Annotated in this window: 22 protein-coding genes; 13 read left to right on the forward strand and 9 right to left on the reverse strand. The window is 57.7% G+C overall.

From position 1 onward, the window contains the following. The first annotated feature begins 56 nt into the window (after positions 1 to 56). The 3 genes from queA (at position 57) to ACR0AK_RS05460 (ending at position 3,174) form a co-directional block, all read left to right on the forward strand. Complete coding sequence (gene queA, locus ACR0AK_RS05450) at positions 57 to 1,103, forward strand: tRNA preQ1(34) S-adenosylmethionine ribosyltransferase-isomerase QueA (protein WP_480792636.1); 1,047 nt, start codon at positions 57 to 59, stop codon at positions 1,101 to 1,103. Between the two features lie 112 nt (positions 1,104 to 1,215). Next, positions 1,216 to 2,487, forward strand: coding sequence for an MFS transporter (locus tag ACR0AK_RS05455; RefSeq protein ID WP_480792637.1), 1,272 nt, complete (start codon positions 1,216 to 1,218; stop codon positions 2,485 to 2,487). A gap of 108 nt (positions 2,488 to 2,595) precedes the next feature. Continuing rightward, on the forward strand, positions 2,596 to 3,174 hold the full coding sequence (locus ACR0AK_RS05460; protein ID WP_170564482.1) for a DUF924 family protein: 579 nt from the start codon (positions 2,596 to 2,598) through the stop codon (positions 3,172 to 3,174). On the opposite strand, the gene ACR0AK_RS05465 is transcribed toward ACR0AK_RS05460, so the two are convergent. Then, entirely contained in the window at positions 3,171 to 3,605 is a 435-nt protein-coding gene (locus ACR0AK_RS05465; protein ID WP_170564479.1) for a nucleotide exchange factor GrpE, read from the reverse strand. The genes ACR0AK_RS05460 and ACR0AK_RS05465 overlap by 4 nt on opposite strands. 216 nt (positions 3,606 to 3,821) lie before the next feature. Here ACR0AK_RS05465 and lpdA point away from each other — a divergent pair, with 216 nt between their 5' ends. Next, entirely contained in the window at positions 3,822 to 5,216 is a 1,395-nt protein-coding gene (gene lpdA / locus ACR0AK_RS05470; RefSeq protein WP_170564476.1) for a dihydrolipoyl dehydrogenase, read from the forward strand. Positions 5,217 to 5,270: 54 nt separating this feature from the next. Here lpdA and ACR0AK_RS05475 read toward each other — a convergent pair whose 3' ends face one another. Then, positions 5,271 to 6,656, reverse strand: coding sequence for a dipeptidase (locus tag ACR0AK_RS05475; RefSeq protein ID WP_480792638.1), 1,386 nt, complete (start codon positions 6,654 to 6,656; stop codon positions 5,271 to 5,273). 335 nt (positions 6,657 to 6,991) lie between these two features. Between ACR0AK_RS05475 and hemA the strand changes: the two genes are divergently transcribed. The 3 genes from hemA to ispG all read left to right on the forward strand — a co-directional run bounded on the left by hemA (position 6,992) and on the right by ispG (position 10,752). Continuing rightward, the gene (gene hemA / locus ACR0AK_RS05480; protein ID WP_170564471.1) at positions 6,992 to 8,215 is read left to right on the forward strand and encodes a 5-aminolevulinate synthase; all 1,224 of its coding nucleotides are present in this window, start codon (positions 6,992 to 6,994) and stop codon (positions 8,213 to 8,215) included. 129 nt (positions 8,216 to 8,344) lie between these two features. After that, entirely contained in the window at positions 8,345 to 9,559 is a 1,215-nt protein-coding gene (locus tag ACR0AK_RS05485) for a helix-turn-helix domain-containing protein (protein ID WP_480792639.1), read from the forward strand. A 71-nt stretch (positions 9,560 to 9,630) separates the two neighbouring features. Beyond that, positions 9,631 to 10,752, forward strand: a complete 1,122-nt coding sequence (gene ispG / locus ACR0AK_RS05490; RefSeq protein ID WP_170564464.1) for a flavodoxin-dependent (E)-4-hydroxy-3-methylbut-2-enyl-diphosphate synthase — start codon at positions 9,631 to 9,633, stop codon at positions 10,750 to 10,752. A 26-nt stretch (positions 10,753 to 10,778) separates the two neighbouring features. On the opposite strand, the gene ACR0AK_RS05495 is transcribed toward ispG, so the two are convergent. The 3 genes from ACR0AK_RS05495 to ACR0AK_RS05505 all read right to left on the reverse strand — a co-directional run bounded on the left by ACR0AK_RS05495 (position 10,779) and on the right by ACR0AK_RS05505 (position 14,049). Next, positions 10,779 to 11,849, reverse strand: a complete 1,071-nt coding sequence (locus ACR0AK_RS05495) for an agmatine deiminase family protein (RefSeq protein WP_480792640.1) — start codon at positions 11,847 to 11,849, stop codon at positions 10,779 to 10,781. Between the two features lie 62 nt (positions 11,850 to 11,911). Further along, positions 11,912 to 12,670: a DsbA family protein gene (locus tag ACR0AK_RS05500; protein WP_480792641.1), complete on the reverse strand. Its 759-nt coding sequence runs from the start codon at positions 12,668 to 12,670 to the stop codon at positions 11,912 to 11,914. After that, positions 12,667 to 14,049 carry a M48 family metalloprotease gene (locus ACR0AK_RS05505; protein WP_480792642.1) on the reverse strand — a complete coding sequence of 461 codons (1,383 nt, stop codon included), beginning with the start codon at positions 14,047 to 14,049 and terminating at the stop codon, positions 12,667 to 12,669. The genes ACR0AK_RS05500 and ACR0AK_RS05505 overlap by 4 nt, the downstream gene beginning before the upstream one ends. Here ACR0AK_RS05505 and ACR0AK_RS05510 point away from each other — a divergent pair. From ACR0AK_RS05510 to ACR0AK_RS05520, 3 genes are all read left to right on the forward strand, one after another. Then, entirely contained in the window at positions 14,048 to 15,211 is a 1,164-nt protein-coding gene (locus ACR0AK_RS05510) for a pyridoxal phosphate-dependent aminotransferase (RefSeq protein WP_480792643.1), read from the forward strand. The genes ACR0AK_RS05505 and ACR0AK_RS05510 overlap by 2 nt on opposite strands. A 66-nt stretch (positions 15,212 to 15,277) precedes the next feature. Beyond that, positions 15,278 to 16,498: an N-acetylmuramoyl-L-alanine amidase gene (locus tag ACR0AK_RS05515; RefSeq protein ID WP_480792644.1), complete on the forward strand. Its 1,221-nt coding sequence runs from the start codon at positions 15,278 to 15,280 to the stop codon at positions 16,496 to 16,498. Between the two features lie 95 nt (positions 16,499 to 16,593). Continuing rightward, positions 16,594 to 19,080, forward strand: coding sequence for a penicillin-binding protein 1A (locus tag ACR0AK_RS05520; RefSeq protein WP_480792645.1), 2,487 nt, complete (start codon positions 16,594 to 16,596; stop codon positions 19,078 to 19,080). Here the strand turns inward: ACR0AK_RS05520 and ACR0AK_RS05525 are convergent. After that, a complete protein-coding gene (locus tag ACR0AK_RS05525) occupies positions 19,074 to 19,907 on the reverse strand; it encodes an aminoglycoside phosphotransferase family protein (protein WP_480792646.1) in 834 nt (277 codons plus the stop codon). The genes ACR0AK_RS05520 and ACR0AK_RS05525 overlap by 7 nt on opposite strands. A gap of 76 nt (positions 19,908 to 19,983) precedes the next feature. On the opposite strand from ACR0AK_RS05525, the gene prfB reads away from it, so the two are divergent. The 3 genes from prfB to ACR0AK_RS05540 all read left to right on the forward strand — a co-directional run bounded on the left by prfB (position 19,984) and on the right by ACR0AK_RS05540 (position 23,507). Further along, positions 19,984 to 21,111, forward strand: a complete 1,128-nt coding sequence (gene prfB / locus ACR0AK_RS05530; protein WP_170564443.1) for a peptide chain release factor 2 — start codon at positions 19,984 to 19,986, stop codon at positions 21,109 to 21,111. Between the two features lie 184 nt (positions 21,112 to 21,295). Further along, positions 21,296 to 22,690, forward strand: a complete 1,395-nt coding sequence (locus ACR0AK_RS05535; protein ID WP_480792647.1) for an amidase — start codon at positions 21,296 to 21,298, stop codon at positions 22,688 to 22,690. Positions 22,691 to 22,724: 34 nt separating this feature from the next. After that, the gene (locus ACR0AK_RS05540; RefSeq protein ID WP_480792648.1) at positions 22,725 to 23,507 is read left to right on the forward strand and encodes a DUF2189 domain-containing protein; all 783 of its coding nucleotides are present in this window, start codon (positions 22,725 to 22,727) and stop codon (positions 23,505 to 23,507) included. Positions 23,508 to 23,512: 5 nt separating this feature from the next. Here ACR0AK_RS05540 and ACR0AK_RS05545 read toward each other — a convergent pair whose 3' ends face one another. The 3 genes from ACR0AK_RS05545 to ACR0AK_RS05555 all read right to left on the reverse strand — a co-directional run bounded on the left by ACR0AK_RS05545 (position 23,513) and on the right by ACR0AK_RS05555 (position 26,908). Further along, positions 23,513 to 24,247 (reverse strand): helix-turn-helix domain-containing protein, encoded by a 735-nt coding sequence (locus ACR0AK_RS05545; protein ID WP_480792649.1) that lies wholly within the window; start codon positions 24,245 to 24,247, stop codon positions 23,513 to 23,515. Positions 24,248 to 24,528: 281 nt separating this feature from the next. Next, positions 24,529 to 25,089: an acetolactate synthase small subunit gene (gene ilvN, locus ACR0AK_RS05550; RefSeq protein ID WP_480792650.1), complete on the reverse strand. Its 561-nt coding sequence runs from the start codon at positions 25,087 to 25,089 to the stop codon at positions 24,529 to 24,531. A 67-nt stretch (positions 25,090 to 25,156) separates the two neighbouring features. Further along, positions 25,157 to 26,908 (reverse strand): acetolactate synthase 3 large subunit, encoded by a 1,752-nt coding sequence (locus ACR0AK_RS05555; protein WP_480792651.1) that lies wholly within the window; start codon positions 26,906 to 26,908, stop codon positions 25,157 to 25,159. Positions 26,909 to 26,975: the final 67 nt, after the last annotated feature.

Here is a 26,975-nt window from a genome sequence, read left to right on the forward strand (position 1 = left end):
CCCAGGCATCAGAATGGGCTGTTGCTGAATCTGATCCGGAATTGTATGGCGCGGCTATGAAACTCAGCGATTTTGATTTCCATCTGCCAGAAGACCGGATTGCCACACGTCCCGCCAGCCCACGCTCAAGCGCGCGCCTGCTGGTGGCCGATGGTGATGCGATTTCGGATGCACACGTCTTTGATCTGCCCGACTGGCTGCAACCCGGCGACCGTTTGGTGCTGAACGACACGCGCGTAATCCCTGCGCGCCTGAACGGGCGGCGCCATCGCGACAGCGCACAGGGCCCTGTTTCAGCCGCGATTGAGGCGACGCTTCTGGATCCGCAGGCTGACGGCACTTGGGCTTCCCTGATCAAGCCGCTGAAAAAGGTAAAGTTGGGCGAGGATATTCAGTTCTCGGATCAGCTTAGCGCCAGTCTCGAACGGGTCGAAGACGGGCAGGCGTATCTGCGATTCAACCTGTCTGGCGACGATTTCGATGCGGCGCTGGAGCACGCCGGTGCAATGCCGCTACCGCCATACATCGCCGCTAAGCGACCAGCGGATGAGCAGGACAAGACCGACTACCAGACAATCTGGGCCCGCAATTCCGGAGCGGTAGCTGCCCCCACGGCCTCGCTGCATTTTGACGAGGCATTGATACAGGCGCTGGGCGAGCGCGGCATCGAATTCACCCATGTTACACTGCATGTGGGCGCGGGGACGTTTCTGCCGGTCAAGGTCGAGGACGTGACGACGCACAAGATGCACGCAGAGTGGGGGAGTGTCAGCGCCGCCGCCGCGCAAGAGATACGGGAAACCAAGGCGGCCGGCGGGCGCGTCATCCCGGTTGGCACCACCGCACTGCGTCTGATCGAAAGCGCGGCGCGCTCGGGGCAGATCGAGCCGTGGGAAGGTGAGACTGATATCTTCATTTACCCTGGCTTCAAATTTCACGTGACCAACGCATTGATGACCAATTTTCACCTTCCGAAGTCTACCCTGTTGATGCTGGTTTCGGCCTTGATGGGGCAAGAGCGTATGAGGAATGTGTATGCGCATGCAATTGAACAGAATTACCGGTTCTTCTCGTACGGGGATGCGTCGCTTTTGATCCCGTAAGGGACGCGTTGTCGGGATCGAATCTTTCCAATGTCGTAGACAAGCATGACCAAAGCCGTTTTTGATTGCAAAACGGTGCCATAATCTTGGTCGGAAATATTCGGAGACCCTAATGCTTCAGGTCCTTTCCAGCGCATGGGCGCTATTGCTCGGTATGGGTTTGTTGATGGTCGGAAACGGCCTTCAGGGGACAATTCTGGGTGTTCGCGGCGAGATTGAGGGTTTCTCGACCCTGCAAATGTCGTTCGTGATGTCGGCCTACTTTGTCGGCTTCCTAGGCGGGTCGCGTCTCGCGCCGGAAATGATCCGCCGCGTCGGGCATGTGCGGGTCTTTGCGGCACTGGCGTCGTTCATCTCGGCCGTGATGATCATGTACCCGTTGATGACTGACCCGGTTATCTGGATTCTTGGCCGTGTCGTGATCGGTTTCTGTTTTTCCGGAGTTTACGTCACAGCAGAAAGCTGGCTCAACAATGCAGCGAGCAACGAGAACCGTGGCCAGGCGTTGTCCCTTTATATGATCTTCCAGATGACTGGCATCATCAGCGCACAAGGCTTGGTTTTGTTGGGCGATCCGGCCGGGTTCGACACCTTTGTGATCGCGTCCATTCTGGTTTCGGTCTCTTTTGCGCCAATTCTGCTATCGATTTCGCCGACACCAGCTTTTGACACAACCAAGCCAATGACGCTGCGCGAATTGTTCGGTTATTCGCCATTGGGCTGTGTCGGCATGTTTCTTTTGGGTGGCGTGTTCTCTGCGCAGTTCGGGATGGCGTCGGTATACGGTGCCCGCGCCGGCCTGACACTGGTCGAGATTTCGACTTTCATTGCCGCTTTCTATATCGGTGCTTTGGTCTTGCAATATCCATTGGGGTGGATGTCTGACCGCATGGATCGCCGCTTCCTAATTATGCTTGTTGCAGGGGTTGGTGGTTGCGCGGCTTTTGTCGGCATGGTGTTCGGGGTCACGTTTCCAATCCTGCTGGGCGTAGCATTTGTGATCGGCGGTATGTCGAACCCCCTGTATTCATTGCTGATTGCCCATGCGAATGACTTTCTGGATCACGAGGACATGGCCGCAGCATCTGGCGGTCTGTTGTTCATCAACGGCCTCGGAGCCATCGCTGGTCCGTTGATCACCGGTTGGCTTATGGGCGATGGAGTCTTTGGTCCTCCGGGCTTTTTCCTGTTCATTGCCGCTTTGCTGGTCACGATGGCTGCTTACGCGATGTATCGCATGACACAACGTGCGGCGATCCCAATTGACGAAACCGGCACGATGTCCCCCGTCTATCCAACGGCGTCCCCAGTTGCGTTTGAGGTTGCACAGGAAGTGGCCATTGAGGCCGCTGAAGCCGAGCAAGAAACGCAAGATGTTGCCTAGGACACGAAAATATGTCGCAAGTGTTGCAATATTTTACTGTTACAAACCTGTAAAACGCACTTTAATGACGTTACGTCCCTGGGGGGGCAACACGACGGAGTTAAGGGCATGGCAAGTCCTGAAGAAGTATTGAGTTTTTGGTTAGATGAAGTTGGTCCCAAAGGGTGGTATCTGCAGGACGACGCATTGGATGCTGAAATTCGCGAAAGGTTCCTGACTACGTGGGAGGCTGCGAATGAAGGCAAGTTTTCCCTCTGGTTGACCTATCCCAGCGGTGCTTTGGCATACATCATCCTGATGGATCAGTTTCCACGCAACATGTTCCGGGGGCGGGCCAAGGCGTTCGCGTCAGACCGCGCGGCTTTGTCGGCGGCGAAATGTGCGGTGGACAAAGGGTGGGATCTGAAGATCGACGAACCGGCCCGCCAGTTCTTCTATCTTCCATTGATGCATTCGGAAAACCTGTGTGATCAGGAACGCTGCGTGCGCTTGATGTGTCAAAACATGACCGACGGCGCCGACGGCAACCTGTTGCACGCACGGGCGCATCGCGAAGTGATCCGCAAGTTCGGCCGTTTCCCGTATCGCAACGACGCCCTCTCGCGCCCGATGACCGAGCACGAGGCCGCCTATGTCGATATGGGCGGGTACGGCGCCACAGTGCGCGAGCTCCAGGCCGCCGGCTAGGACGCGGGTTCGCAGCCTCGGATTGCGATGATCCGGTCGGCAACGATGTCGGCCGAGTTTTCAATTGCTGTGTTGATTAACTGGTCCGGGGCCTCGGTCAATTCAGCTATTCTGGACTGAGCAGCTTGCAGGTTGCTTTCCAGACCATCCAGCTTTCCCAAAGCGTCAGACAGTTTCCGGGCGGTCGCGCTGTCAGCCGCTGTTCCACTAAGCTGAAGGGATGACAAGTCGCTGCGCAATGCCGTCAATTCGCCGCGTATCCCCTGAACCTCTTCCTTCAAGGGAGCTACAATCTGAACTTTTTCGGCAAATTTGCCTGTAATTCCGTCGACCGTCGAGGCCAGCTTCCACCCCAGAAACAGACAAAGTGCGATCAGGATAAGCGTGGCATTCAGCACGGCAAGCAACAAATCTTTTAGCGTTTTGGCCATGGTAAGCCTTTCGAATGACTTGGGTTTCACAAAGCCCGGGAAGGTCCGGTGTGTATCTTCTAGCCATAGCTTCGCGTGCGGTATAGGCTGAAAATTGCGCATTCCGCGCCGGTTTACCCTGCGTCCGTTTTGTCGCGGGAGCAATATGTTGATGCGTTCTGAAAATTAGTTTAATGGTAAACTAATTTCTGAATCGACCTGCGCCGAGAGGGAAACATGGCAGCACAATCTTTTGATCTGATCGTAATTGGCGCCGGCCCTGGCGGGTATGTGGCTGCTATTCGCGCCGCCCAGCTGGGCCTGAAAACAGCGGTGGTCGAGCGTGAGCATCTGGGCGGTATCTGTCTGAACTGGGGTTGTATTCCGACCAAGGCACTGCTGCGTTCCTCCGAAGTGTTCCACCTGATGGAGCGTGCGAAGGATTTTGGGCTGAGCGCGGACAAGGTTGGGTATGATCTGGACGCGGTCGTAAAGCGCTCGCGCGGGGTTGCGGCGCAACTGTCGGGCGGCATCGGCCACCTGTTGAAAAAGAACAAAGTGACTGTGGTCATGGGCGAGGCCACGATCCCTGCGAAGGGCAAGGTTACCGTCAAAACCGACAAGGGCACCGAGGAACTGGCGGCCAAGAACATTGTTCTGGCCACCGGTGCGCGAGCGCGGGAATTGCCGGGTCTGGAAGCAGACGGCGATCTGGTCTGGACTTACAAACACGCTCTGCAGCCGCCGCGGATGCCGAAGAAACTGCTGGTCATCGGATCAGGTGCGATCGGGATCGAATTCGCCAGCTTCTACAATACATTGGGTGCCGACACGACTGTGGTCGAGGTGATGGATCGTGTCTTGCCGGTTGAAGACGCTGAAATCAGTGCGCTCGCCAAGAAGGCCTTTACCAAACAAGGCATGACCATCATGGAAAAAGCGATGGTCAAGCAACTGGATCGTGGTAAGGGCAAGGTCACCGCGCATATCGAAGTTAAGGGCAAGGTCGAAAAGCACGACTTTGACACCGTGATTTCGGCCGTGGGGATTGTAGGGAATGTTGAAGGTCTTGGGCTTGAGGCACTGGGCGTCAGGATCGACCGCACCCACGTCGTAACAGATGAGTTCTGCCGTACAGGAGTCGACGGCCTTTACGCAATTGGTGACATCGCAGGCGCGCCTTGGCTGGCGCACAAGGCCAGCCACGAAGGTGTCATGGTTGCTGAGCTGATCGCCGGCAAGCACGCACATCCGGTGAAACCCGAGAGCATTGCCGGGTGCACCTACTGTCAGCCGCAGGTGGCGTCGGTTGGGTACTCCGAGGCCAAGGCCAAAGAACTGGGCTATGATATCAAGGTCGGTCGGTTCCCGTTCATCGGCAACGGCAAGGCCATTGCACTGGGCGAGCCCGAGGGCCTGATCAAGACAGTCTTTGACGCAAAAACCGGTGAGTTGCTGGGCGCGCACATGATCGGCGCAGAAGTTACCGAGTTGATTCAGGGTTACGTCGTGGGACGCCAGCTGGAAACCACGGAAGAGGACCTGATGAACACCGTCTTCCCGCATCCAACCCTGTCTGAAATGATGCATGAAAGTGTGTTGGACGCTTACGGACGCGTAATTCACATGTGATAGGGGCCTAACCCCAGAAAAAAGGCACCGCAAATTGGGCGGTGCCTTTTTTGTTTACTTGTTCAAAGCATCCAGAATGCGCGCCCACGAGCGGATGCCCTTGTGGAAGCTCTTCACGTCATACTTCTCATTAGGTGAGTGGATGGCGTCGTCATCATTGGCATAGCCGACCAGCATCGAATCCAGCCCGAGAACCGTGTCGAAATAGCCGACGACCGGAATCGAGCCGCCCATGCCGGTAAAGACAGCCTCGCGGTTCCATTCATCGGACAATGCGCCGCGCGCCGCTTCGAATTCTGGGCGGTCGAGGTTCATGACGGACGCAGGAGAGCCCTCCAGGTCATTGTCCCAGACGACTTTCGCGTCCGGCGACAGGCGATCATCAACGTGTTTGCGGATCTTGTCGCGCAGGGCGTCGGGGTCCATGTCACCGACAAGACGGCAAGTGATCTTGCAGTGCGCTTCGGACGGGATCACGGTTTTCGAACCTGCGCCGTTGTAGCCGCCCCACAAACCGTTCACTTCCAGTGTCGGACGCGCCCATTGCTGCTCCAGTGTGGAATATCCTTTTTCACCATGCGGCTGCGAATAGCCAACCGAATTCAGGTATTCCGCCTCATCAAACCCGCAGTTTTCCCACTGGCGAAGTTGCTCGGCGGGTACTTCGTGCACACCTTCGTAGAACCCTTCTACGGCCACACGCCCTGTTTCGTCGTCATAGAAAGAGGCGACGATCTTTGACAACTCACGCAGCGGGTTGAGGCCCGGGCCGCCGTAGTGACCGGAATGCAGATCGATGCGGGGACCGATGATGGTGAATTCATCCTTGAGCATGCCGCGCAATTGCGAGGCGATGGAGGGCACGCCACGCGAGACCATCGAGGTGTCGCAGACCAGTGCCAGATCGGCCTTCAACTCTTCCTTGTTGGCTTCCAGGAACGGAACCAGCGAGGGCGAGCCGGATTCCTCTTCGCCTTCGAAGAAAAACGTGATGCGGCAGGGCAGAGTGCCGTGGATGGCTTTCCACGCGCGGCAAGCCTCGACAAAGGTCATCAACTGACCCTTATCATCTGAAGAACCTCGGCCACGGATGACCTGACCGTTTTCGGTGTCTTCTAGGGCGGGATCAAAGGGGTCTCGGTTCCAAAGTTCCAGCGGGTCAACGGGTTGGACGTCGTAGTGACCGTAAAACAGAACATGGGGGCCGTCGCCGTCTTCGCCCGCATGGCCAACGACCATCGGGTGACCCGGGGTCTCGCGTTTTTCGGCGGCTATGCCGATGCTTTGCAGATCTGCAACAAGCCAGTCGGCCGCCTGATTGACCTGCTCTTTGTATGCCGGGTCGGTCGAGATTGATGGGATGCGCAGAAATTCCATCAACCGGTCGATGGATGTGGTCAGATCGGTGTCGATCCTGCTCAGAACAGCGTCTAGCGACATGAGCTTCTCCTGAATGGCGTGAACTGCTGCGGAACCTATCAGCACGGGCGGCGCCGTCCAGTGCGTATCGGCAGGATTTGGAGTATACTATTGGAAACAGGAAGTGTGGCAGGGGGATCGCCTGCGTCGTTTCCTCGCGTCTGATGGCCGTAACTTTACTTGTCGGGGGGCTTGAAGAGAGATAATTGATACAGATCAATGCTGCGACTCCGGCAATGCCTCTAGGCAAGGTACTTAAGGGGAAGCAAAACCGCGGGGACGGCTAGACCCGTCATCTGGGGAAATAAAGGGTTCGGCAAACAGCAAGTTTTTGTCGGGCGCATAAGGAGAAACTGGTGGACTATACTGCTCAGCTCGATTCTGCGATTGCCAGGCTGCATGATGAAGGTCGTTATCGTACCTTCATCGATATCGAACGCCAGAACGGTCATTTCCCGCATGCTGTACGCACGCGCCCAGACGGCTCGCAACAGAACATCACGGTGTGGTGTGGCAACGACTACCTAGGTATGGGCCAGAACCCGGTTGTTTTGAATGCAATGCATGATGCCGTTGACGCAGCCGGTGCGGGGTCGGGCGGAACGCGCAACATCTCGGGCACCACTGTCTATCACAAGCAGCTTGAGGCTGAACTGGCTGATCTGCACGGCAAAGAGGCCGCGCTGCTGTTCACCAGTGCGTATATTGCCAATGACGCGACGCTTAGCACGTTGCCAAAGCTTTTTCCCGGCCTGATTATTTATTCGGATGCGTTGAACCACGCCTCGATGATCGAAGGTGTACGCCGCAACGGCGGTGCCAAGCGCATCTTCCGCCACAACGATGTTGCGCATCTGCGCGAATTGCTTGAGGCCGACGATCCCGCAGCCCCCAAACTGATCGCGTTCGAGTCCGTCTATTCGATGGATGGCGATTTCGGTCCGATCGAGGAGATCTGCGATCTGGCCGACGAGTTTGGTGCCCTGACCTATATTGATGAGGTGCACGCTGTCGGTATGTATGGCCCGCGTGGTGGTGGTGTGACCGAACGTGATCGCCTTGCGCATCGTATCGACATCATCAACGGCACTTTGGCCAAAGCCTATGGCGTGATGGGTGGCTATATCGCCGCCAGCGAGAAAATGTGTGATGCGGTGCGTTCTTATGCGCCGGGTTTCATCTTCACAACGTCCTTGCCGCCGGCTGTAGCAGCGGGCGCGGCAGCATCGGTTGCATACCTCAAAGGCGCATCTGAACTGCGCGAGCAGCACCAGACCCAAGCCAAGATTCTCAAATTGCGTCTGAAGGGGATGGGCCTGCCGCTTATCGATCATGGCAGCCACATCGTTCCGGTGATTGTTGGCAACCCTGTGCACACCAAAATCCTCAGCGATAAACTGCTGGATGATCACGGTATCTACGTTCAGCCGATCAATTTCCCGACTGTGCCGCGTGGTACCGAACGCCTGCGTTTTACCCCGTCACCGATACATGGACCGGGTGAAATGAACCGATTGATCCAGGCGATGGACGAACTTTGGTCACATTGTGCGCTAAATCGCGCCGAACTTGCAGGTTAACCTCACGCCAAAGTGTGCAATGCGTTTGTCGCGTGTTAAGCTTACGCTAACAAAAGAGACGCACGAATCGTTAAGTGGGCGATTCGCCGTTGGCGTGTAACACGCGCAAGGCAGAATGGGGCAGCAGGGATGATTGGGCGCAGATCACAGCGCGATTCCGAAGAAAACACGGACGTCAGGCCAAAGGGCTTTGACGACTATGAGGTGCGACTTGGCGACAGGATGCGCGGAGAACGCGCGACCATGGGCAAGTCTCTTCTGGATGTTCAGCGCGAACTGCGGATCAAAGCCAACTACATAGCAGCAATCGAAGACGCGGATCCCGATGCGTTTGATACACCCGGCTTCATCGCCGGGTATGTGCGTTCATATGCGCGTTATCTGGGCATGAACCCGGATGAAACCTTTGCTACCTTCTGTGCCGAAAGCGGATTTGAAGTAGCCCATGGTATGTCGGCCGAAGCTTCGGTCGTACGCAAACCGTCGGGCGGGTTGCCTGCGCGTGGACCGATGGGTCGCGATCCGTTCATCTCGCCGAATACACCTTACATCCCGGGTAGGGAATCTCTGGTCAGCCAGATTGAGCCGCGCGCCATTGGGTCGTCTCTGGTCCTGCTGGCCGTGATTGGTGGTATTGGCTATGGCGGTTGGGCCGTATTGAACAAAATCCAACAGGTTCAGGTGAGCCCGGTTGAACAGGCCCCGGTGGTTCTGTCCGATCTCGACCCGTTGGATGCAGCCCGTGCACCGATAGAAATTGCCGAAGCAGCAGATTCCACAGCGCCGACCCCCGAAGCGCTGGATCGTCTCTATCGCCCACAAGCGCTGGATGTTCCGGTTCTTGTGGCACGCGATGCACCCATTGCAACGCTGGACCCACGTACTGTCGGCACGTTCCGCCCGCCGGAAGCGCCCAAAATCGAAGTGGCCGAGGTGCACACTGTTGAGCGCCCCGCATTGCCGCAAGTCGTCGAACAGGTTGATACCGCGCTGAAGATTGTGGCCGTTGCGCCGTCTTGGATGCGCATTCGTGCGGCAGATGGAAGTGTTCTCTTTGAAGGCACGTTGGGCACGGTCGAGCAGGGTAATACCTTTGAAATTCCCCTGACTGAAGAACCACCGCAACTGCGCGCAGGGGCTTCAGGTTCCGTTTATTTCTCGATGAACGGCGAACACTTCGGACCGGTTGGTGCGCCTGGCACTGTGACCAAAGGGGTTCTGCTGTCCAAGGATGCAGTTGCGGAACGCTATGAGGTTGCCGATTTGGAGGCCGAACAGAACAGCGCCCTCAAACAATTGGTGGCCGAATTGCAGGCGGAAGTACCGGAAGCCCCGGCAGAATGATCTGACCATTGCGGTGGCCCGGTAGGCGGACTATTTAAAGACGCAACTCAAGCTGTTTTGGACCCGTCCTCATGTCCCTCAATCACGTCCGTCCGTGGCGCAATATCTACCGCCGCAAATCCCGTCAGATCATGGTTGGGAACGTTCCGGTCGGGGGCGACGCGCCCATCGCTGTTCAGACGATGACGAACACGCTGACAACGGATGTTGCCGGGACAGTAGCTCAGGTTCAGGCAGCGGCCGAAGCGGGCGCAGATATCGTGCGCGTGTCCGTCCCAGACGAGGCGTCGTCCAAAGCCTTGAAAGAGATTGTGCGCGAAAGCCCGGTTCCTATCGTGGCCGACATTCACTTTCACTACCGCCGCGGTATCGAAGCCGCCGAAGCGGGCGCTGCGTGCCTGCGGATCAACCCGGGAAATATCGGTGACGAAAAGCGCGTGAAAGAGGTCATCAAAGCCGCGCAGGACCACAATTGCTCAATCCGCATCGGAGTGAACGCGGGCAGCCTGGAAAAGCATCTTCTTGAGAAATATGGCGAGCCTTGCCCCGAGGCGATGGTCGAAAGCGGGCTGGAACACATCCGCATTCTGCAGGATAACGACTTTCACGAATTCAAGATCAGCGTGAAGGCCAGCGACGTTTTCCTGTCGGCCGCAGCCTATCAGGGCATTGCCGAGGCCACGGATGCGCCGATCCATCTTGGCATCACCGAGGCGGGCGGACTGGTGTCAGGCACCATCAAATCCGCCATCGGGCTAGGCAATCTGTTGTGGATGGGGATTGGTGACACGATCCGCGTCAGCCTGTCCGCCGACCCAGTCGAAGAGATCAAGGTGGGCTATGAGATCTTGAAATCTCTGGGCCTGCGCCATCGCGGCGTGAACATAATCTCGTGCCCCTCCTGCGCGCGGCAAGGCTTCAACGTTATCAAAACAGTCGAAGCGCTGGAGCAGCGTTTGGAACATATAAAGACCCCGATGAGCCTGTCGATTATCGGGTGCGTGGTGAACGGCCCGGGTGAGGCGCTTATGACAGATGTCGGTTTCACCGGCGGTGGGGCAGGGTCCGGCATGGTCTATCTGGCCGGCAAGGCCAGCCACAAGATGTCCAACGATCAGATGATCGACCACATCGTCGAAGAGGTCGAGAAAAAGGCTGCTGAACTGGATGCTGCGGCTGAGGCGGCGGAATAGTTGACACCATTGACCCTCGGGCCAACTTAGACGGCGGGCATTTGTTGTGTTGCGCAGTGAATACCGCCACCAAGTTCGCCTAATATATCGACGTTCAATGTCACGACTTCGCGCCCTGGATAATGGCTCGTCAGGGCGTCGCGCGCGATAGTGTCGGTTTCATCGTCGCCGAACTGAGCCATGATGACGGCCCCATTGCACACATAATAATTTGCATAAGATGCTACGAACTCTGAGTCATTGACCCGTCGTCTGACCGGTTCTGGAATGACATCTACTTGCAAACCTTCCGCCACTAGCTGGTCATGCGTGTCCAACCCTGCAAGATGGAAGGGGTCTTCCATGTCCGGTTCATCTGGCAGGTTGAGCAGGACGCGACCGGGTCCGGTAAAACGTGCGAGGCTGTCGATGTGGTAATCAGTGATGTCCTCGCCCCAAACGCCCTCTGACCAGATCATGCGGTCCGCCCCATAGGCGTCCAGCAGCTTGGCCTCAATAACTGCGCGGGATTGACCAGGATTGCGATTGTCGTTCACCCACGAGCTTTCATGCGCCATCAGCAGCCCGTGACCATCCTGTTCTACACCGCCTGCCTCGCCGTTCAGGCCAGAGGGCAGGAGAGGCAGGCCAAGTTGTTCAGCCACCAGGGCGGCGATGCGCGCGTCGTGTTTATGAACTTGCTTTTTTCCCCACCCGTTGAATTGAATTTGGCGGATAGCGATGCCGCCGTCTTCGTTGATCACAAAGACCGGGCCAGAATCGCGGCACCAGAGATCTTCGGTTGGCACATCCCACAGATCGACGGAAGCAGACAGCTTTTGGCGCGCGCCCGCGTGATGTTCGGCCGCAGCCAGCATCGTCACAGGTTCAAATTCGGATATCACATTGGCAACATCGGCAATCACCTGTTGCACCACGCCGAGATGATGGGAATCTCGGTAGACCTTGCGGCTAACCGGCCACTGCATGAATGTTCGTTGATGCGGCTTCTCTTCGGCAGGCACAAAAAAGCCTGAAGCTGATTGGGCATAGGACTGACCTGAAAGACTCATGACACCGAATGCCCCACCGGCAACTAGAAGATTCCGTCGGTTCATCGCGGGAAACCTAACTTATTGGCGATATTGGGACACCTCAACCTGAGATGCCCCGTAGTTTGTTAACCCTGGTCCGCCCGAACACCGTTCGCAATTTGTATCATCTGATCGGCTGGCAGGAAGCCACGCAGCATTTCGGTGCCCAAAACAAATGAAGGCGTCCCAGAGATGTTCATACGTTGCGCCAGGGCGTGGGTCCGTGTGATTTCTTCAGAAACTTGCTTGCTGTCCATTGCTGCAATTATCGCATCGCTGTCCAGACCAAGGCCGTCCGAGATGCGGCGCAGCGAAACTTCAGACGGCTCGCCACCGAATTCCAGCAACGCATCATGCACCTGTTTGTACGCGTCATCCCCGGCAACATGTTTGGTTGCGACGGCAAACCGCGATGACAGAACCGAAGCATCGCCCAGGATCGGGAATTCCTTGATTACAAGGCGGATATTGCCGTCCGCGGCCAACAGGCTTGCGACCTCGGGCACGGCGCGGCGGCAATAGCCGCAGCGATAATCCATGAACTCGACCAGGGTGATGTCGCCTTCGGGGTTGCCGCCAACCCAGCTATAGCCATCGTTGAACAACTCGTCTGCGTTGGCCGCAACGAGATCCTTGTCTGCGGCGGCTTCGGCAGCGGCGTTGCGCTGTTCAAGGATGTTGATTGCTTCGATGATCACTTCGGGGTTTTCCAGAAGGTACTCGCGCACTTGCGCGCCGAACTGCTCGCGTTCGGCATCGCTCATGGTGCTCAGGTCCAGGGCCTGCGCGGGGCCGGTAATCAGGGAAAGCCCCAGAAGGGCGGGTGCAGCATGTCTGAGGATCATTTCCGGTTCCTTTTCTTTTTCTTCGCTCGTTCTGAGGCAATCAGCACATCCTGTGCCCGTTGCCAACCTGGTGAACCTTCGGGCAATTGCCCGACGGCGCGTCTTGCGTGGATGCCTGCATCGGCCAACCGGCCTTGCAGGGCATAACGTTCTGCGGTCACAGCCGAAGCCATGCCATTATTTCCGACCTCGGCGTAAGCCACGCCAAGATCCTGCATCAGTCGTGCATTGCGATAGTCCCGTGCGCGCGCCTTTTCAAGCACCTTGAGGGCGTCGGTCGTTTGCCCATCTGCCAGCAACGCGCGCCCGTAACCCGCCAGGAGAAGTGGATCATTCGGGGCCATCTCAACTGCCTGCCCGTACGCTTTAATAGCGTCATCCAACTTTCTGTTTTCCAGTAATATTTGCCCCTTTAGCTCATAAAAGAACGGATCATCGGGTCGGACTTCCAAAGCGCCGTCGATTGCCGCCCGTGCTCGGGCCAGATCGCGGTTCTGGTGATGGGCGGCGGCTTCGCGCATCAAACGTATGTCTAGCGCGTCTTCTTCCCTGGACCGGCGCAGGGTCCAGCCTGGCGAGCGGAGAAAGGCGGACAGCTTGCCCTTGACCCGCGCGAACCAGTAGTCGGCGTTTGGGTTTGGTTGGGCATGATCGCTGAATTCGCCCATAAAGGCCTCAGCCGCGCGCAGGCGTTCGCGGCTGGTAGGATGGGATCGCATATAGGGGTCTTGATTGGTGGTGTTCAACAACTCCTGACCTGCGAATTTTTGATGCAAGGCGACCATCCCGCTGGGCGAAATCCCTGCCGCACGCAGGTAGCTGGCCGAACTACGATCCGCCGACGCCTCTTCGGCCCGTGTGTGCCCCAGGAAACCGCGCAGGGCAGCGGCGCTTGTGCCGGCGGCGATTCCCGCGGCGGCCTCACCACCACCCGCAGCTGCGGCAATCAAGGCCAGCGCCGTGCCCAGCTGCGCATTGCGTTGTGCGGCGCGCATGTTTTCGACCCGCCTGGCCAGATGGCCATTGGCGATATGGGCCGCCTCATGCGCAATCACGGCCTGCAGCATTTCCGGGCTTTCGACGGTCAGGATCAGCCCGTAATTCACGTATATCGCGTTGTAATCAATGACAAACGCGTTGAACGTACTGTCGTTGACGACCAGAATTTTCACTCGGTTGGTGTTTAATCCGGCGGCTCGCAGAATTGGGAAGGCCAGTTCACGCAGTCCATGTTCAATGTCGGGGTCCCGGATCAGGCTTTGAGCGTTGGACTGAAACGCACTGACCATCCATGTCACTGCAAACAGTAACAGGGCCGGGATTGACGCCAGCCTGGATAAGCGTTCAAAAGCCATGGCTGCAACATGGGAGATGGGCATGAGAAACTCAACCCGATCCGGGGTCGATCCCTTCATCGTGATGGACGTGATGGAGGCCGCGCGCCGCGCCGAAGAGGCTGGACGCCACATCATCCACATGGAGGTTGGACAACCGGGAACCGGTGCGCCAAAGGGGGCCATTCATGCCCTGGCCAAAGAGATGGATCAAGGTCCGCTGGGTTATACGGTTGCTTTGGGGCTGCCGGCACTGCGCCAACGGATCGCACGGCTTTATGGCGAATGGTACAATGTCGACTTGAACCCCGAACGCGTTGTGGTCACGCCGGGATCATCCGGTGGGTTTCTGCTGACTTTTACTGCCTTGTTTGACAGCGGCGATCGCGTGGGCATTGGCGCGCCGGGCTATCCGTCCTACCGGCAGATTCTAAAGGCTCTTGGATTGGTGCCGATCGACCTTCCGACCGCGCCTGAGAACCGCTTGCAACCTGTCCCGTCCGATTTTGCGGGGCTCGACCTGAAGGGCTTGATGGTGGCATCTCCGGCCAATCCCACCGGAACGATGTTGGATCACAAAGCCATGGGCGCGCTGATCGAGGCCGCGCAGGGGCAGGGCGCTTCGTTCATCAGTGACGAGATTTATCACGGACTGGAATATGAGGCCAAAGCTGTTACCGCGCTGGAACTGACGGACGAGTGCTACGTGATCAACTCGTTTTCCAAGTATTTCTCGATGACAGGCTGGCGCGTCGGCTGGATGGTGGTCCCCGAGGATCAGGTGCGTGTGGTCGAACGGATCGCCCAGAACATGTTCATCTGCGCGCCTCACGCCAGTCAGATGGCAGCACTTGCCGCGATGGATTGTGACGATGAATTGCAAACCAACCTGGACGTCTATCGCCGCAACCGCACATTGATGCTGGAAGGGCTTCCCAATGCCGGTTTCACCAATATCGCGCCGCCCGATGGGGCATTCTACGTCTACGCTGACGTCTCGGACCTGACCGATGACAGCCGCGCCTTTGCAGCCGAGATTCTGGAAAAGGCTGGTGTGGCCGTCACGCCCGGTCTGGATTTCGACCCGCTGCGCGGCCATACGACGCTGCGGTTTTCATACGCCCGATCAACGGCAGACATCGAAGAGGGGCTGCAACGTCTGCACGGGTTTATGATGGAACGCGGCGCAATCAAGGAACAGGCTTGAGCCGTTCACAATTGGCCCCGGATGCGATAGGGTGCCAGACAAACGATCTCGGGAAAACTTGAGGCCATGAGCAGGATCATCTACGCCATTGCGCTTTTCTGGGCGCTTTCGACGGCTGCCGTCGCGCATGACTTCAGCGCGCTTGCACGCGTATTGCCGGATGACAGCGGAATTGTGGACGAAGGTCGCGCCGGGGTGCGGGTCGATCTTGGCCTAACCCAGGGTGTCCCTTACCGCGTCTTCACGTTGCAAGATCCCTACCGAATGGTACTGGATTTTCAAGAGGTTGACTGGACAGGACTTGACCGGGAGGCCTTTCTGAAGACTGATCGTATCAGCGGGGTTCAATTCGGAGCATATGTTCCCGGCTGGTCACGGATGGTTCTGGATTTGGGCGCACCTTTGGGGGTCGAACGCGCCGAGATGAAAATTGATCAATCGACCGGAGGGGCGCAGCTATCACTGCTCCTGCAAGGAACTGATTTCGATACATTCGCGGCTGGCGCAGGCGCACCCCGTCAACAAGGCTGGGATTTGCCAGAGCCTGCGGTGACCCCGGCCCAACCGCGCCGTGGCGGATCAGGTGCGTTGCGGGTCATGCTCGACCCGGGTCATGGCGGCATTGATCCAGGGGCCGAGGTCGACGGTTCAGACGAAAAGACCTTGATGTTGACCTTCGCGCGCGAGCTTCGCGAACATCTGTTGCGGACCGGAGGGTTCGAGGTCGTCATGACGCGTGTTGATGACCAATTCGTCTCGCTAGAGCGGCGCATTGCGCTGGCGCATCGAGCGGGAGCAGACGTGTTTATCTCACTACACGCGGATATTCTCTCCGAAGGGCGAGCGCATGGTGCCGCGGTTTATACGCTCTCCGACGAAGCTTCGGATGTGGCCAGTGACAAACTTGCCGAAAGGCATGACCGGGGTGATCTGATCTCGGGCATTGATCTGAGCGGCGCAGATGATCAAGTGGCCGACGTATTGCTGGATATCGCCCGTCAGGAAACGAAACCCCGAACCGACGCGCTTGCTCGGGCGCTGGCTGATGGCATGACCCAGCAGGGCGGCCCGATGAACAGCAGGCCGATCCGCACGGCCTCATTCTCTGTTCTTAAGGCGGCGGACATCCCTTCGGTGCTGGTCGAGCTTGGGTTTTTGTCCAGTCCGCGCGATTTGAAGAACATCCGAAACCCGGAATGGCGCGTAGGTATGGCGCAAGGCATAGTGGATGGGTTGAAGAAATGGCGGCAAGAAGACCTGATAAAACGATCCCTGATTGGTCAGTGACCCTGCGACATAAACCGGCTATTATTGGCCATCGTGTTTTGACCCTGCGCCGGGCCATCACTATATAGACGTCACCGCGAGTAAAAGGCAGTAACGTGATCCGTTTCATTCTTTCGATTTTCGGGGCGATCTTCAGCCTCGTGACCTTGGGTATCTTTATGGCCGCGCTGGTCGTCGGCGCGATCTTTTGGATGTATGGGCGCGATCTGCCCAGCCACGAGTCGCTGGCACAATACAAGCCACCGACGATCAGCCGAATTTATTCGGGCGAAGGCCAGCTGATCGACGAGTTCGCGCAGGAACGCCGTCTGTTCACACCGTCCGAGGAAATCCCCGATCTGGTGAAGCAGGCGTTTATCTCAGCGGAAGACAAGAATTTCTACACCCATCAGGGCTATGACCCCCGCGGTATCATTGCCGCCGGTGTTGAGGCGGTGAAGTCCAAGGGTGAGAATGTACGTGGTGCCTCGACCATTACTCAGCAGGTGATGAAGAACTTCCTGCTATCCGGTGACCGCCGCGCCGAACGAAAGATTAAGGAAATCATCCTCGCCACCCGGCTTGAGGATACGCTGGACAAGGAACAGATCCTCGAACTTTACATGAACGAGATCTTTCTGGGTCAGAACTCCTATGGCGTGACCGCTGCTGCGCAGACCTATTTCAACAAGACTTTGCAGGAACTGGAACCGCACGAGGCCGCAACCTTGGCCGCGATGCCCAAGGCGCCTTCGGATTATCACCCGGTTCGGCAAAAGGACCGCCTGCTGGCGCGCCGGAACTATGTCCTGCGCGAGATGAACCAGAACGGGTATATCGATCAAGCGACCTATGAGGTCGAAGTCGAAATGCCCCTCCGCTCGGTCCAGAACGGAGATTTCGAAAGTTTCCGTACGGCGTTGCCGCCGCGTGACTATTTCACGGACGAGATCCGCCGCCAACTGAGCGAGGATTTCGGCGAGGGTGAATTCTTTACCGGCGGTTTCGCGGTTCGGGCTTCTGTTGACGAGGCAATGCAGCTTGAGGCAGCCAAGGCCTTGCGCACCGCGTTGCAGAAGTACGACCGTTCACGTGGGAAGTGGCGTGGTACGGGCGAGGTGATCCCAGAAGAAAAACTGGCGGATGAGGCGCAATGGCGCGAAGCTTTGGCCATCATGGAAATTCCCCGCGACGTGGTGCTGCCGACTCAGTGGTATCCGGCCGTTGTTCTGAATGTGGGTGACCAGCAATTGACCGTAGGGATCGAGGACGGTCCGGCAGACGGCATCGTCCCGCGTGCTGACATCAAATGGATGCAAGGTGATTTTGCGGCGAACTTCAAGCGCGGTGACGTCATTTTGGTCATGGCCGGAGAGGAAGGCCAGTGGTCCGCCCGGCAGGTGCCCGAAGTGCAGGGCGGCTTTGTTGCGATGGACGTGAACTCGGGCCGTGTTTTGGCGATGCAGGGCGGGTTCTCGTATCAGGATTCGGTGTTCAACCGCGCCACGCAGGCGCAGCGCCAGCCCGGCTCCAGCTTTAAACCCTTCGTCTATGCCGCTGCGCTGGACAGTGGTTACAGCCCAGCGACCATCGTCGTGGACGCCCCGATCGAAGTGAACACGCCGCAGGGGCTGTGGCGACCCAAGAATTCTTCGAACAAGTTCTATGGTCCGACGCCGCTGCGCACCGGGATTGAACAATCGCGGAACCTGATGACCATTCGTCTGGCGCAAGAGGTAACCATGCCGGTCGTGGCCGGTTACGCGGAACGCTTTGGCGTCTATGACCGTATGGGTGCGTTTCTGGCGAACTCGCTGGGGTCCGAAGAGACAACTCTGTATAAAATGGTGGCAGCCTACGCGATGTTCGCCAATGGCGGCGAGCGCGTAGAGCCCACGCTGGTCGACCGTATTCAGGACCGGTTCGGCAAGACGATTTATCGCCATGACGACCGGCAATGTCTGGATTGTAACTCGGCATGGATTGAACCGGATGAGTCGCCCACCATCGAGACCAACCGCAGCCAGGTCATGGATGCGATTACCGCGTATCAGCTGACGTCGATGATGAAAGGCGTCGTGGATCGCGGTACCGCGTCGGCCCATGTCAACCTGCCGGTGCCGACTGCGGGCAAGACGGGTACAACGAACGAGTCCAAGGATGCGTGGTTCATCGGCTTTACTTCTAACATCGTTGCCGGTTGCTATATTGGCTACGACCGCCCGCGCCCGATGGGGCGGGGGGCATATGGTGGCACGATGTGCGGTCCCGTTTTCCAGAGCTTTATGGAGAAAGCCGTCGAGAAATACGGTGGTGGTCCGTTTGAGGTGCCAGAAGGTGGCCATTTCATCAAGATCGACCGCTTTAGCGGCGCGCGGCTGCCGGCTGATGCATCGGGCGACTATGTTGTGGCCGAGTATTTCCGCGATGGCGTCGACGGCTTCATTGACCGCGTCTACGACGGTGGATTTGCAATGGGTTCCGACCTGCCACTGTTCGAAGAAGCCAGCTCGGGCCGTCAGGTGACCACGTCGACGGGCAACACAGTGACGGTTGGTCCGAATGCCAGCCAGGGTGACCTTTCAACGGGTGGTCTTTACTGATCATTTGCCAGCAGAAGCAGATGCAACAAATCTGCTTCTGCATCGTATGTGACGGTTCCGTCCGCGCGCCAGAAAATCGACAAGGCACATTTCGCAGCCGCCCATTTGGCAAGTCGAGGCTCGGCGACGTGCATGGCGTTCGCGTAAAGCTTTAGGCCGAACGCAATCTGTTGAGGTCGGCGGACCCGTTCAGGCATGCCATTGGGGTGGCGCAGGGCATTGGCCAGTTCAAAGGCTGGGTCGCCAATATACCCCTTGGCATCAAAGACCCGATGCCCAGCGGGCGTTGCAATCACATTGTCATGATGCAGATCCCCATGCAGCGGAACAATGGTCTCTTGCGTGTCCAGCAGGTGGCGGCCGATGCTGATCGCGTGAACCATGTCATCCCTCAGCCGGGTTGGGCAGTCGTCTGAGAACTGGCAGTCGAAAATCGGCGCGAAAACCTCATGCAACGTTTTCAGCCCGGTTCCATTGACCGTTGGATTTTCGTGCAATCGACCCGCAGCTGTCGCCAGACCAAGTACAGCTTCATCCGGGCGGCCTGACCGGGCGATGTCTGCCAACGATGGTCCTTCAAGCCACTCGGTCAGAACGGCATTGCGAGCTTCGGCCAGCACGTTCACAGCGCCCCGTTCGCGCCAAAGGCGCATCAGATGTGGGCCGGCTGTTTCATTCCCGCGGTTTGGGCGACGATAGATCTTGAGGGCCGCAGACGTATTGTCCAAAGTCCGGACCTTCCACACGCAAGCATGGCCGGTATCCGCAACGAGCTGAGGGTCTTGCAAATCCCATCTTGTCAGAAACTCGTTCAGCGCGTTTTGCATTCCGTCTCGCCTGTCTTGTGGTGGCCCGCGCCTCTTGCTATCACGCAGGCCTGATTGAGCAAGTTGGGACAAGACCATGCGCGCCGAAACCCAGAACACCGTGGCGGAAATCGAAAAGTCGCTGGAGCTGCTGGCGCAGCGCATGGACTATGAGACCGCCCCTCATCGTCTTGAGGAATTCAACGCGCGGGTCGAAGATCCCAACCTGTGGGACAACCCCGAGAACGCGCAAAAACTGATGCGCGAACGTCAGATGTTGGTGGACGCCATTGAAACCTATGAGTCGATCAAGACCGATCTGAGCGACAATATCGAGCTGATCGAACTTGGTGAGATGGAAGAGGACGAAGAGGTCGTCACTGACGCCGAAGATGCCATTCAGAAATTGGGGGCGAAGGCCGCCAAGAAAGAGCTAGAAGCGTTGCTGGACGGCGAGGCCGATGGTAATGACACGTTCCTCGAAATCAACTCGGGCGCCGGTGGCACTGAAAGCTGTGACTGGGCATCGATGCTGGCGCGCATGTATGTGCGTTGGGCGGAGAAGAAGGGCTATACCGTCGAGCTGCAGTCCGAGACGGCCGGAGAAGAGGCGGGCATCAAATCCGCCGCCTACAAGATTTCGGGTCACAACGCCTATGGCTGGCTGAAATCCGAAAGCGGCGTGCATCGTCTGGTGCGCATTTCTCCATTCGACTCGGCAGCCAAGCGGCATACGTCGTTCAGCTCGGTCTGGGTCTATCCGGTGGTTGACGACAATATCGAGATCGAGGTGAACCCCTCGGATATCCGCATCGACACCTACCGGTCTTCGGGTGCAGGTGGTCAGCACGTGAACACTACGGACTCGGCGGTGCGGATCACGCACATTCCGACCGGAATCGTTGTGACGAGTTCTGAGAAGTCACAGCACCAGAACCGTGATATTGCTATGAAAGCCCTAAAATCGCGCCTGTACCAGCAGGAGCTGGACCGCCGCAATGCCGATATCAACGCCGCGCATGAGGCCAAGGGCGACGCGGGGTGGGGCAACCAGATCCGGTCCTATGTTTTGCAGCCTTACCAGATGGTGAAGGACCTGCGTACCAACCATGAGACCTCGGATACCAAGGGTGTTCTGGACGGCGATCTCGATGGGTTCATGGCCGCGACGCTTGCAATGGATGTTGCGGGAAAAAGCCGGTCCGAGGCTCAAGGCGACAGCTGATTAGCGTAAGGTGCGCTGCCCTTTCTTCGCAAGCGTAGTTTCCCCTGGGATACATTCAGACAGAAAGGGACCCGCGCGCCGATGTGCGCGTGGTAAAAGGTATATGTAAAACACGGGTTTAATTGGTGTTGTGGCCCCGCTAGGCTGATCGCGACTTAGGAACACAGAATGCGATGGGTGCCGAATGGATTTAAGCCAGACAACCGCGACTGCTTTGCTGGCTGAGCTTTCGGCTCGACGCCTTTCTGCCTCTGATTTGATGCTTGCAACCTTGGATCGTATCAGATCAGTCAACGGGCCCCTGAATGCGATTGTTGCCCTGCGTGACGAGGAGGCTTTGATGGCCGAAGCGCGCGCGCTGGATGAGGGGCCGGTGATGGGGCCACTGCATGGGTTGCCGATTGCGGTCAAGGACCTGGTGAATGTCGCCGGAGTAGTGTCGTCGCAAGGATCCCCGCTGTTTCGCGATCATGTCCCGGACCAGGACGATCTGATAGCGGCGCGGATGCGCGCTGCGGGCGCAATCCTGATCGGCAAAACGAATACGCCAGAATTCGGTTTGGGCTCGCACACATTCAATCCTGTCTATGGTGCAACGTGTAACCCATATGACCACTCTAAGACGTGCGGTGGATCCTCGGGCGGGGCGGCCGTTGCACTGGCGACCGGGATGGTAGTTCTGGCGGATGGCTCGGACATGATGGGCAGTCTTCGAAATCCAGCAGCCTGGAACAATGTCTATGGGTTTCGTCCCAGCTGGGGGCGCGTACCACCTGAACCGGCGGGGGACGTGTTCTTTCACCAGTTGTCCACGCTTGGTCCAATGGCCCGAACACCTGAAGATCTGGGTGTCCTGTTGGACGTGATATCAGGACCGGACCCGCGTCATCCTGCAACCCCGCACAACCCGGCAGTGTCCCCGGTACAAGCGGCGGATCTATCCGGCATGCGAATTGGCTGGTTGGGCGACTGGGGTGGAGCGTTCCCGTTTGAAGACGGTATTTTGGACCTGTGCCGGGACGCCCTGTCCGTTTTCGTGCAGTTGGGGGCGCAGGTTGAACCCGTCGCCCCGCCGTTTGATGCGGAACATATGTTTGAAAGCTGGTCGACGTTGCGATCCTGGAGCGTGGCGGCTGGCCTGGATGCGCAGTCAGAACAGCGGGCACAGTTGAAAGACACGGCGCAATGGGAGCTGGACCGCGGACAAGCCTTGACAGCGATGCAAGTGCATCAGGCGAGTGTTGTACGATCGGATTGGTTCCGACGAGCGGCGGAGTTGTTTGACGCGTATGATGGGCTGATCCTGCCATCCGCGCAGGTCTGGCCATTTGAGCTTTCGGTTCCGTTTCCCCCTGAGATCGCGGGCAAAAGCATGGATACCTATCACCGCTGGATGCAGGTCATGGTTCCGGTCAGTCTGATTGGATTGCCATGTCTGTCGGTTCCGGTGGGTTTTGGGGAAGGCGGGTTACCTATGGGTATGCAGGTCTTTGGCCCGCGTGGGGCGGATGCGCGTATACTTGCGATCGGAGCCACATATCACGCCGCAACAAGGTGGCCTCAAAAACAACCGGCTTGAGGAGAACGCCGGAAAAAGGGAGGAGAAACAGAGCATGGAAAAACCCTTTGGGGTCCCGGATATGGGACCGGTGAATGCCGAAATGCTGCGCGAGGCGTTGCGCCGGGCCTGGGCGGATTTCCGTCGCGCGCCTTTTTTGGGGTTATTGTTCGGTGCGTTCTATGTGCTGGCGGGGTGGGCTATGGCGTGGATCACGGTGCAGACTCAGACGTCTTATTGGCTGGTACTGGCCGCGATCGGTTTCCCTTTGCTTGGCCCATTCGCAGCAGTGGGACTTTATGAGGTGTCACACCGGCTGGAACAGGGTGAACCATTGAATTTCAAAGAGGTTTTCGGCGTGGTCGTGCAACAGAGCCGCCGTCAATTGCCGTCCATCTGCGCGATCATCGTAGTGATTTTTCTGTTTTGGTTCTTTCTGGGCCATATGATCTTTGCGCTGTTCATGGGGCTGTCGACCATGACCAACGTTTCCAGTTCGCTTGAAGTCTTTTTGACGCCCAATGGCCTGACAATGCTGGCTGTCGGAAGCGTCGTGGGGGCCATTTTTGCGATCATTCTTTATATGATCACAGTCCTATCAATTCCGATGTTGCTTGACCGGGAACTGGACTTCGTGACCGCGATGATCGCAAGTTTTGCCTATGTCCGTGCGAACCCGACGGTCATGTTGGGGTGGGGGGTGTTCGTGGCTGTTGTGACATTTCTGGCAATGATCCCGTGGTTTTTGGGACTGCTTATAGTGCTGCCGTTACTGGGGCATGCCAGCTGGCATTTGTATCGCCTGATCACTCTGGCAGGAGGCGGGAAAGACGCCTAAAAGACCTAAGCGGCGCTTTGCTTGAACCGCTTGGCTGCGCGCGCCGCTGGCAGCGCGGCCTTGGCTTGAGTACCCAGATAATCTAGCGAAATCCGGCGCATTGTGGTCGCTTGGGCGTTTGTTTTGGACAGGCAGATTGCAATTCCACGCCACCGCTCGGAGTTTTCCTCAGCGCCGCGCGTCACAAGGTAGATACGGCTGTTTTGGGCTGCGCGGCTGGACATTAGGATAAAGATCTGGCGCCCGGCACAGGCAGCAATGCCCTGTACCTCACGTCTGGTTGTGTCCGTCGGTATCCCTTCATTTTCCGGCTCATAGCTGCGCACCAACGTGCATTGCGGCAAGCGGCGCGTGTGGATCAGACGGTGCCGTGGCATGGGACTTCCGTCCAGCCCTGTTTCGGTTGCGTAATAAAAGCCCGCCGGCAACAGGTTTTCGGTCAGTGTCGAGGGGCCGGATCCCAAAAACTCGGTCAGGGCCGAGGCTGCGGGATGTTCCGGAGGCGTTTCAATTTCATCCAACGGTAACAATAGGATACGAGCATCGACTTCGAAGAACCGGCACATGCGATCCAGAACATCGGGGCGGGGAAAGCTCTCGCCCGCCAGATATCTGTTGAATTGGGTTCTGTTGATGCCAAGCTGTCGGCATAGCTCGGAGACGGACGAATATTGCCGCGACAATTGTCGCAGATTGGCGCCGAACATCCGGCGCAATTCATCAGGACTGCGGATACTCATGGTCATTTCTGTCCCAGGTTCCAGAGTGTAATTCCAAAAGCGCGACGCACCCGACCTAATGGCCGTTCATGCATTCTCAATCGTACTGAGGACCCTAGCTGGCGCATCCCAACACCACGCTACACCCCGACGTTAACGTTGGGGCAGGTAAACGCAATAGACTTTATGTCATTTTGTATGATCTTTTCGGCGCATTCATGCGCATAAGCAACATGCCGTTGTGTATTGAGCACGTTGTGGGAGTTTCCCTCGCCCCACCACTTCGGGGCGAGGGACAAAAGTCAATCGCCGCGCAGAAGGGCGGCCACGCCGGTGCGCGCGATCTCAACCAGACCCAGCGGGCGCAACAGGTCGGCGAAAGCATCGATCTTGTCCGGGGCACCGGTGATCTCGAAGATGAACGAATTCAACGTGCTATCGACGACGCTGGCGCGGAAGATATCGGCCAGACGCAGTGCCTCGACCCGCTTGTCACCTGCGCCGACAACCTTGATGATGGCCAGTTCGCGCTCGACCGATGAGCCTTCGACGGTCAGGTCATGCACGTCCCGCACCGAGACGATCCGACCCAGTTGAGCCTTGATCTGCTCGATCACCTGAGGGGTGCCCGTGGTTACAATGGTGATGCGGCTCAGGTGGCCGGTATGATCAACTTCGGCGACGGTCAGGCTTTCGATGTTGTAGCCACGGCCCGAGAACAACCCGATAACGCGGGCCAGAACACCGGGTTCGTTCTCGACCAGAACCGCGATGGTATGGCGTTCCTGCACGTCCGAGAAGGTGGGGCGTAGGTTATAGGCGGAATGGCGTGTTGCGCCTTTTTTGATATGTAGGGCAGACATTTATGTCCCTTTCATAATCCAGTGATGGCCGGGCGCCGGGGCGCCCGACAAAATCCGTCGAAACTTGTCAGACCAGAACCGAGCCTTTGGAGTCGATCACGCCCTGCGTCTCGGCTTCGCCCAGCAACATCTCGTTATGCGCTTTGCCCGACGGGATCATGGGGAAGCAGTTCTCGTGTTTTTCAACCAGACAATCAAAGATCACCGGGCCGTCATAATTGATCATCTCCATGATCGCGTCATCCAGATCTGCCGGGTCGGAGCACAGGATGCCCTTGGCACCAAATGCCTCAGCGAGTTTGACGAAATCGGGCAGGGCCTCGGACCAGGAATGCGAATAGCGCTCGCCATGAAGCAGTTCCTGCCACTGGCGCACCATGCCCAGGCGTTCATTGTTCAGAATGAACTGTTTCACCGGCAGGCGGTACTGTGCCGCAGTGCCCATTTCCTGCATGTTCATCAGCCACGATGCCTCTCCCGCAACATTGATGACCAATGCGTCAGGATGCGCCATTTGCACCCCGATAGAGGCTGGGAAGCCATAGCCCATTGTGCCCAGACCGCCCGAGGTCATCCAGCGGTTTGGATCTTCGAAACCCAGATACTGCGCGGCCCACATCTGGTGCTGACCGACCTCGGTTGTCACGTAACGGTCGTGGTTTTTGGTCAGTTCCTCAAGACGTTGCAGCGCGTATTGCGGTTTGATTGTCTTTTCGCTGTTGGTGTAGGCCAGACAATTGACCTTGCGCCAGTCGCCGATCTGGTTCTGCCACTGCTGAACGCTGGCGGCATCGGTCTTGCGACCGCGTGCCTTCCAGACCTTGAGGATATCCTCAAGCACGTGGGCCACGTCCCCGACAATCGGAATGTCCACGCGGATCACCTTGTTGATCGAGGATGGGTCGATGTCGATATGTGCCTTCTTCGAATTCGGCGAGAACGCGTCGATCCGCCCGGTGATGCGGTCATCGAAACGTGCGCCGATGTTGATCATCAGGTCGCAGTCGTGCATCGCCAGGTTGGCCTCGTAAAGGCCATGCATACCCAGCATGCCAAGCCAGTTTTTGCCCGACGCCGGGTAGGCGCCCAGACCCATCAGCGTCGAAGTGATCGGAAAGCCGGTTGCATCGACCAGTTCCCGCAGCAACTGGCTGGCGGCCGCTCCGGAATTGATGACGCCGCCGCCGGTATAGAAGACGGGTTTCTTCGCGGTTTCCATTGCGGCAACCAGTTCGGTGATTTCTTCAAGATCGCCTTTCAAAACCGGCTGGTAATGCGAGGTAGAGGGGTTCGGAGTGCTGTACTCGCCCGAGGCGAACTGGACGTCCTTGGGAATGTCGACAAGCACCGGGCCGGGTCGACCCGAGGTGGCAACGTGGAACGCCTCGTGCATCGTTTCAGCCAGCGAGTTCGTGTCCTTGACCAACCAGTTGTGCTTGGTGCAGGGGCGGGTGATGCCGACGGTATCGGCTTCCTGGAACGCGTCCGAGCCGATCATGAACGTTGGAACCTGTCCGGTCAGAACCACAATCGGGATCGAATCCAGCAGCGCATCCGTCAGGCCGGTCACAGCGTTTGTTGCGCCGGGGCCAGAGGTCACAAGGGCAACACCGGGTTTGCCGGTTGACCGCGCATAGCCTTCGGCTGCGTGAACCGCGCCCTGTTCATGCCGCACCAGAATGTGACGGATATCGTTTTGCAGAAAGATTTCGTCATAGATCGGTAGCACGGCGCCGCCGGGGTATCCGAATACCGTGTCCACGCCCTGATCCTTGAGGGCCTGAACTACCATCTTTGCGCCGGTCATCTCACGTGTCATCTGCTTTGCTCCGTTCGCGACATGTGTCTTGCGTTTGACAAAAAAAAGCCCCCGAGATTTTCGGAGG

It is taken from the genome of Ruegeria sp. BI12, from assembly GCF_056537985.1.

What these genes read in the sequence shown, in the direction of transcription:
- queA (WP_480792636.1), top strand. Translation starts at nt 57, where the DNA reads ATGAAACTCAGCGATTTTGATTTCCATCTGCCAGAAGACCGGATTGCC.
- ACR0AK_RS05455 (WP_480792637.1), top strand. Translation starts at nt 1,216, where the DNA reads ATGCTTCAGGTCCTTTCCAGCGCATGGGCGCTATTGCTCGGTATGGGT.
- ACR0AK_RS05460 (WP_170564482.1), top strand. Translation starts at nt 2,596, where the DNA reads ATGGCAAGTCCTGAAGAAGTATTGAGTTTTTGGTTAGATGAAGTTGGT.
- ACR0AK_RS05465 (WP_170564479.1), bottom strand. Translation starts at nt 3,605, where the DNA reads ATGGCCAAAACGCTAAAAGATTTGTTGCTTGCCGTGCTGAATGCCACG.
- lpdA (WP_170564476.1), top strand. Translation starts at nt 3,822, where the DNA reads ATGGCAGCACAATCTTTTGATCTGATCGTAATTGGCGCCGGCCCTGGC.
- ACR0AK_RS05475 (WP_480792638.1), bottom strand. Translation starts at nt 6,656, where the DNA reads ATGTCGCTAGACGCTGTTCTGAGCAGGATCGACACCGATCTGACCACA.
- ACR0AK_RS05485 (WP_480792639.1), top strand. Translation starts at nt 8,345, where the DNA reads ATGATTGGGCGCAGATCACAGCGCGATTCCGAAGAAAACACGGACGTC.
- ispG (WP_170564464.1), top strand. Translation starts at nt 9,631, where the DNA reads ATGTCCCTCAATCACGTCCGTCCGTGGCGCAATATCTACCGCCGCAAA.
- ACR0AK_RS05495 (WP_480792640.1), bottom strand. Translation starts at nt 11,849, where the DNA reads ATGAACCGACGGAATCTTCTAGTTGCCGGTGGGGCATTCGGTGTCATG.
- ACR0AK_RS05500 (WP_480792641.1), bottom strand. Translation starts at nt 12,670, where the DNA reads ATGATCCTCAGACATGCTGCACCCGCCCTTCTGGGGCTTTCCCTGATT.
- ACR0AK_RS05510 (WP_480792643.1), top strand. Translation starts at nt 14,048, where the DNA reads ATGAGAAACTCAACCCGATCCGGGGTCGATCCCTTCATCGTGATGGAC.
- ACR0AK_RS05505 (WP_480792642.1), bottom strand. Translation starts at nt 14,049, where the DNA reads ATGCCCATCTCCCATGTTGCAGCCATGGCTTTTGAACGCTTATCCAGG.
- ACR0AK_RS05515 (WP_480792644.1), top strand. Translation starts at nt 15,278, where the DNA reads ATGAGCAGGATCATCTACGCCATTGCGCTTTTCTGGGCGCTTTCGACG.
- ACR0AK_RS05525 (WP_480792646.1), bottom strand. Translation starts at nt 19,907, where the DNA reads ATGCAAAACGCGCTGAACGAGTTTCTGACAAGATGGGATTTGCAAGAC.
- prfB (WP_170564443.1), top strand. Translation starts at nt 19,984, where the DNA reads ATGCGCGCCGAAACCCAGAACACCGTGGCGGAAATCGAAAAGTCGCTG.
- ACR0AK_RS05535 (WP_480792647.1), top strand. Translation starts at nt 21,296, where the DNA reads ATGGATTTAAGCCAGACAACCGCGACTGCTTTGCTGGCTGAGCTTTCG.
- ACR0AK_RS05540 (WP_480792648.1), top strand. Translation starts at nt 22,725, where the DNA reads ATGGAAAAACCCTTTGGGGTCCCGGATATGGGACCGGTGAATGCCGAA.
- ACR0AK_RS05545 (WP_480792649.1), bottom strand. Translation starts at nt 24,247, where the DNA reads ATGAGTATCCGCAGTCCTGATGAATTGCGCCGGATGTTCGGCGCCAAT.
- ilvN (WP_480792650.1), bottom strand. Translation starts at nt 25,089, where the DNA reads ATGTCTGCCCTACATATCAAAAAAGGCGCAACACGCCATTCCGCCTAT.
- ACR0AK_RS05555 (WP_480792651.1), bottom strand. Translation starts at nt 26,908, where the DNA reads ATGACACGTGAGATGACCGGCGCAAAGATGGTAGTTCAGGCCCTCAAG.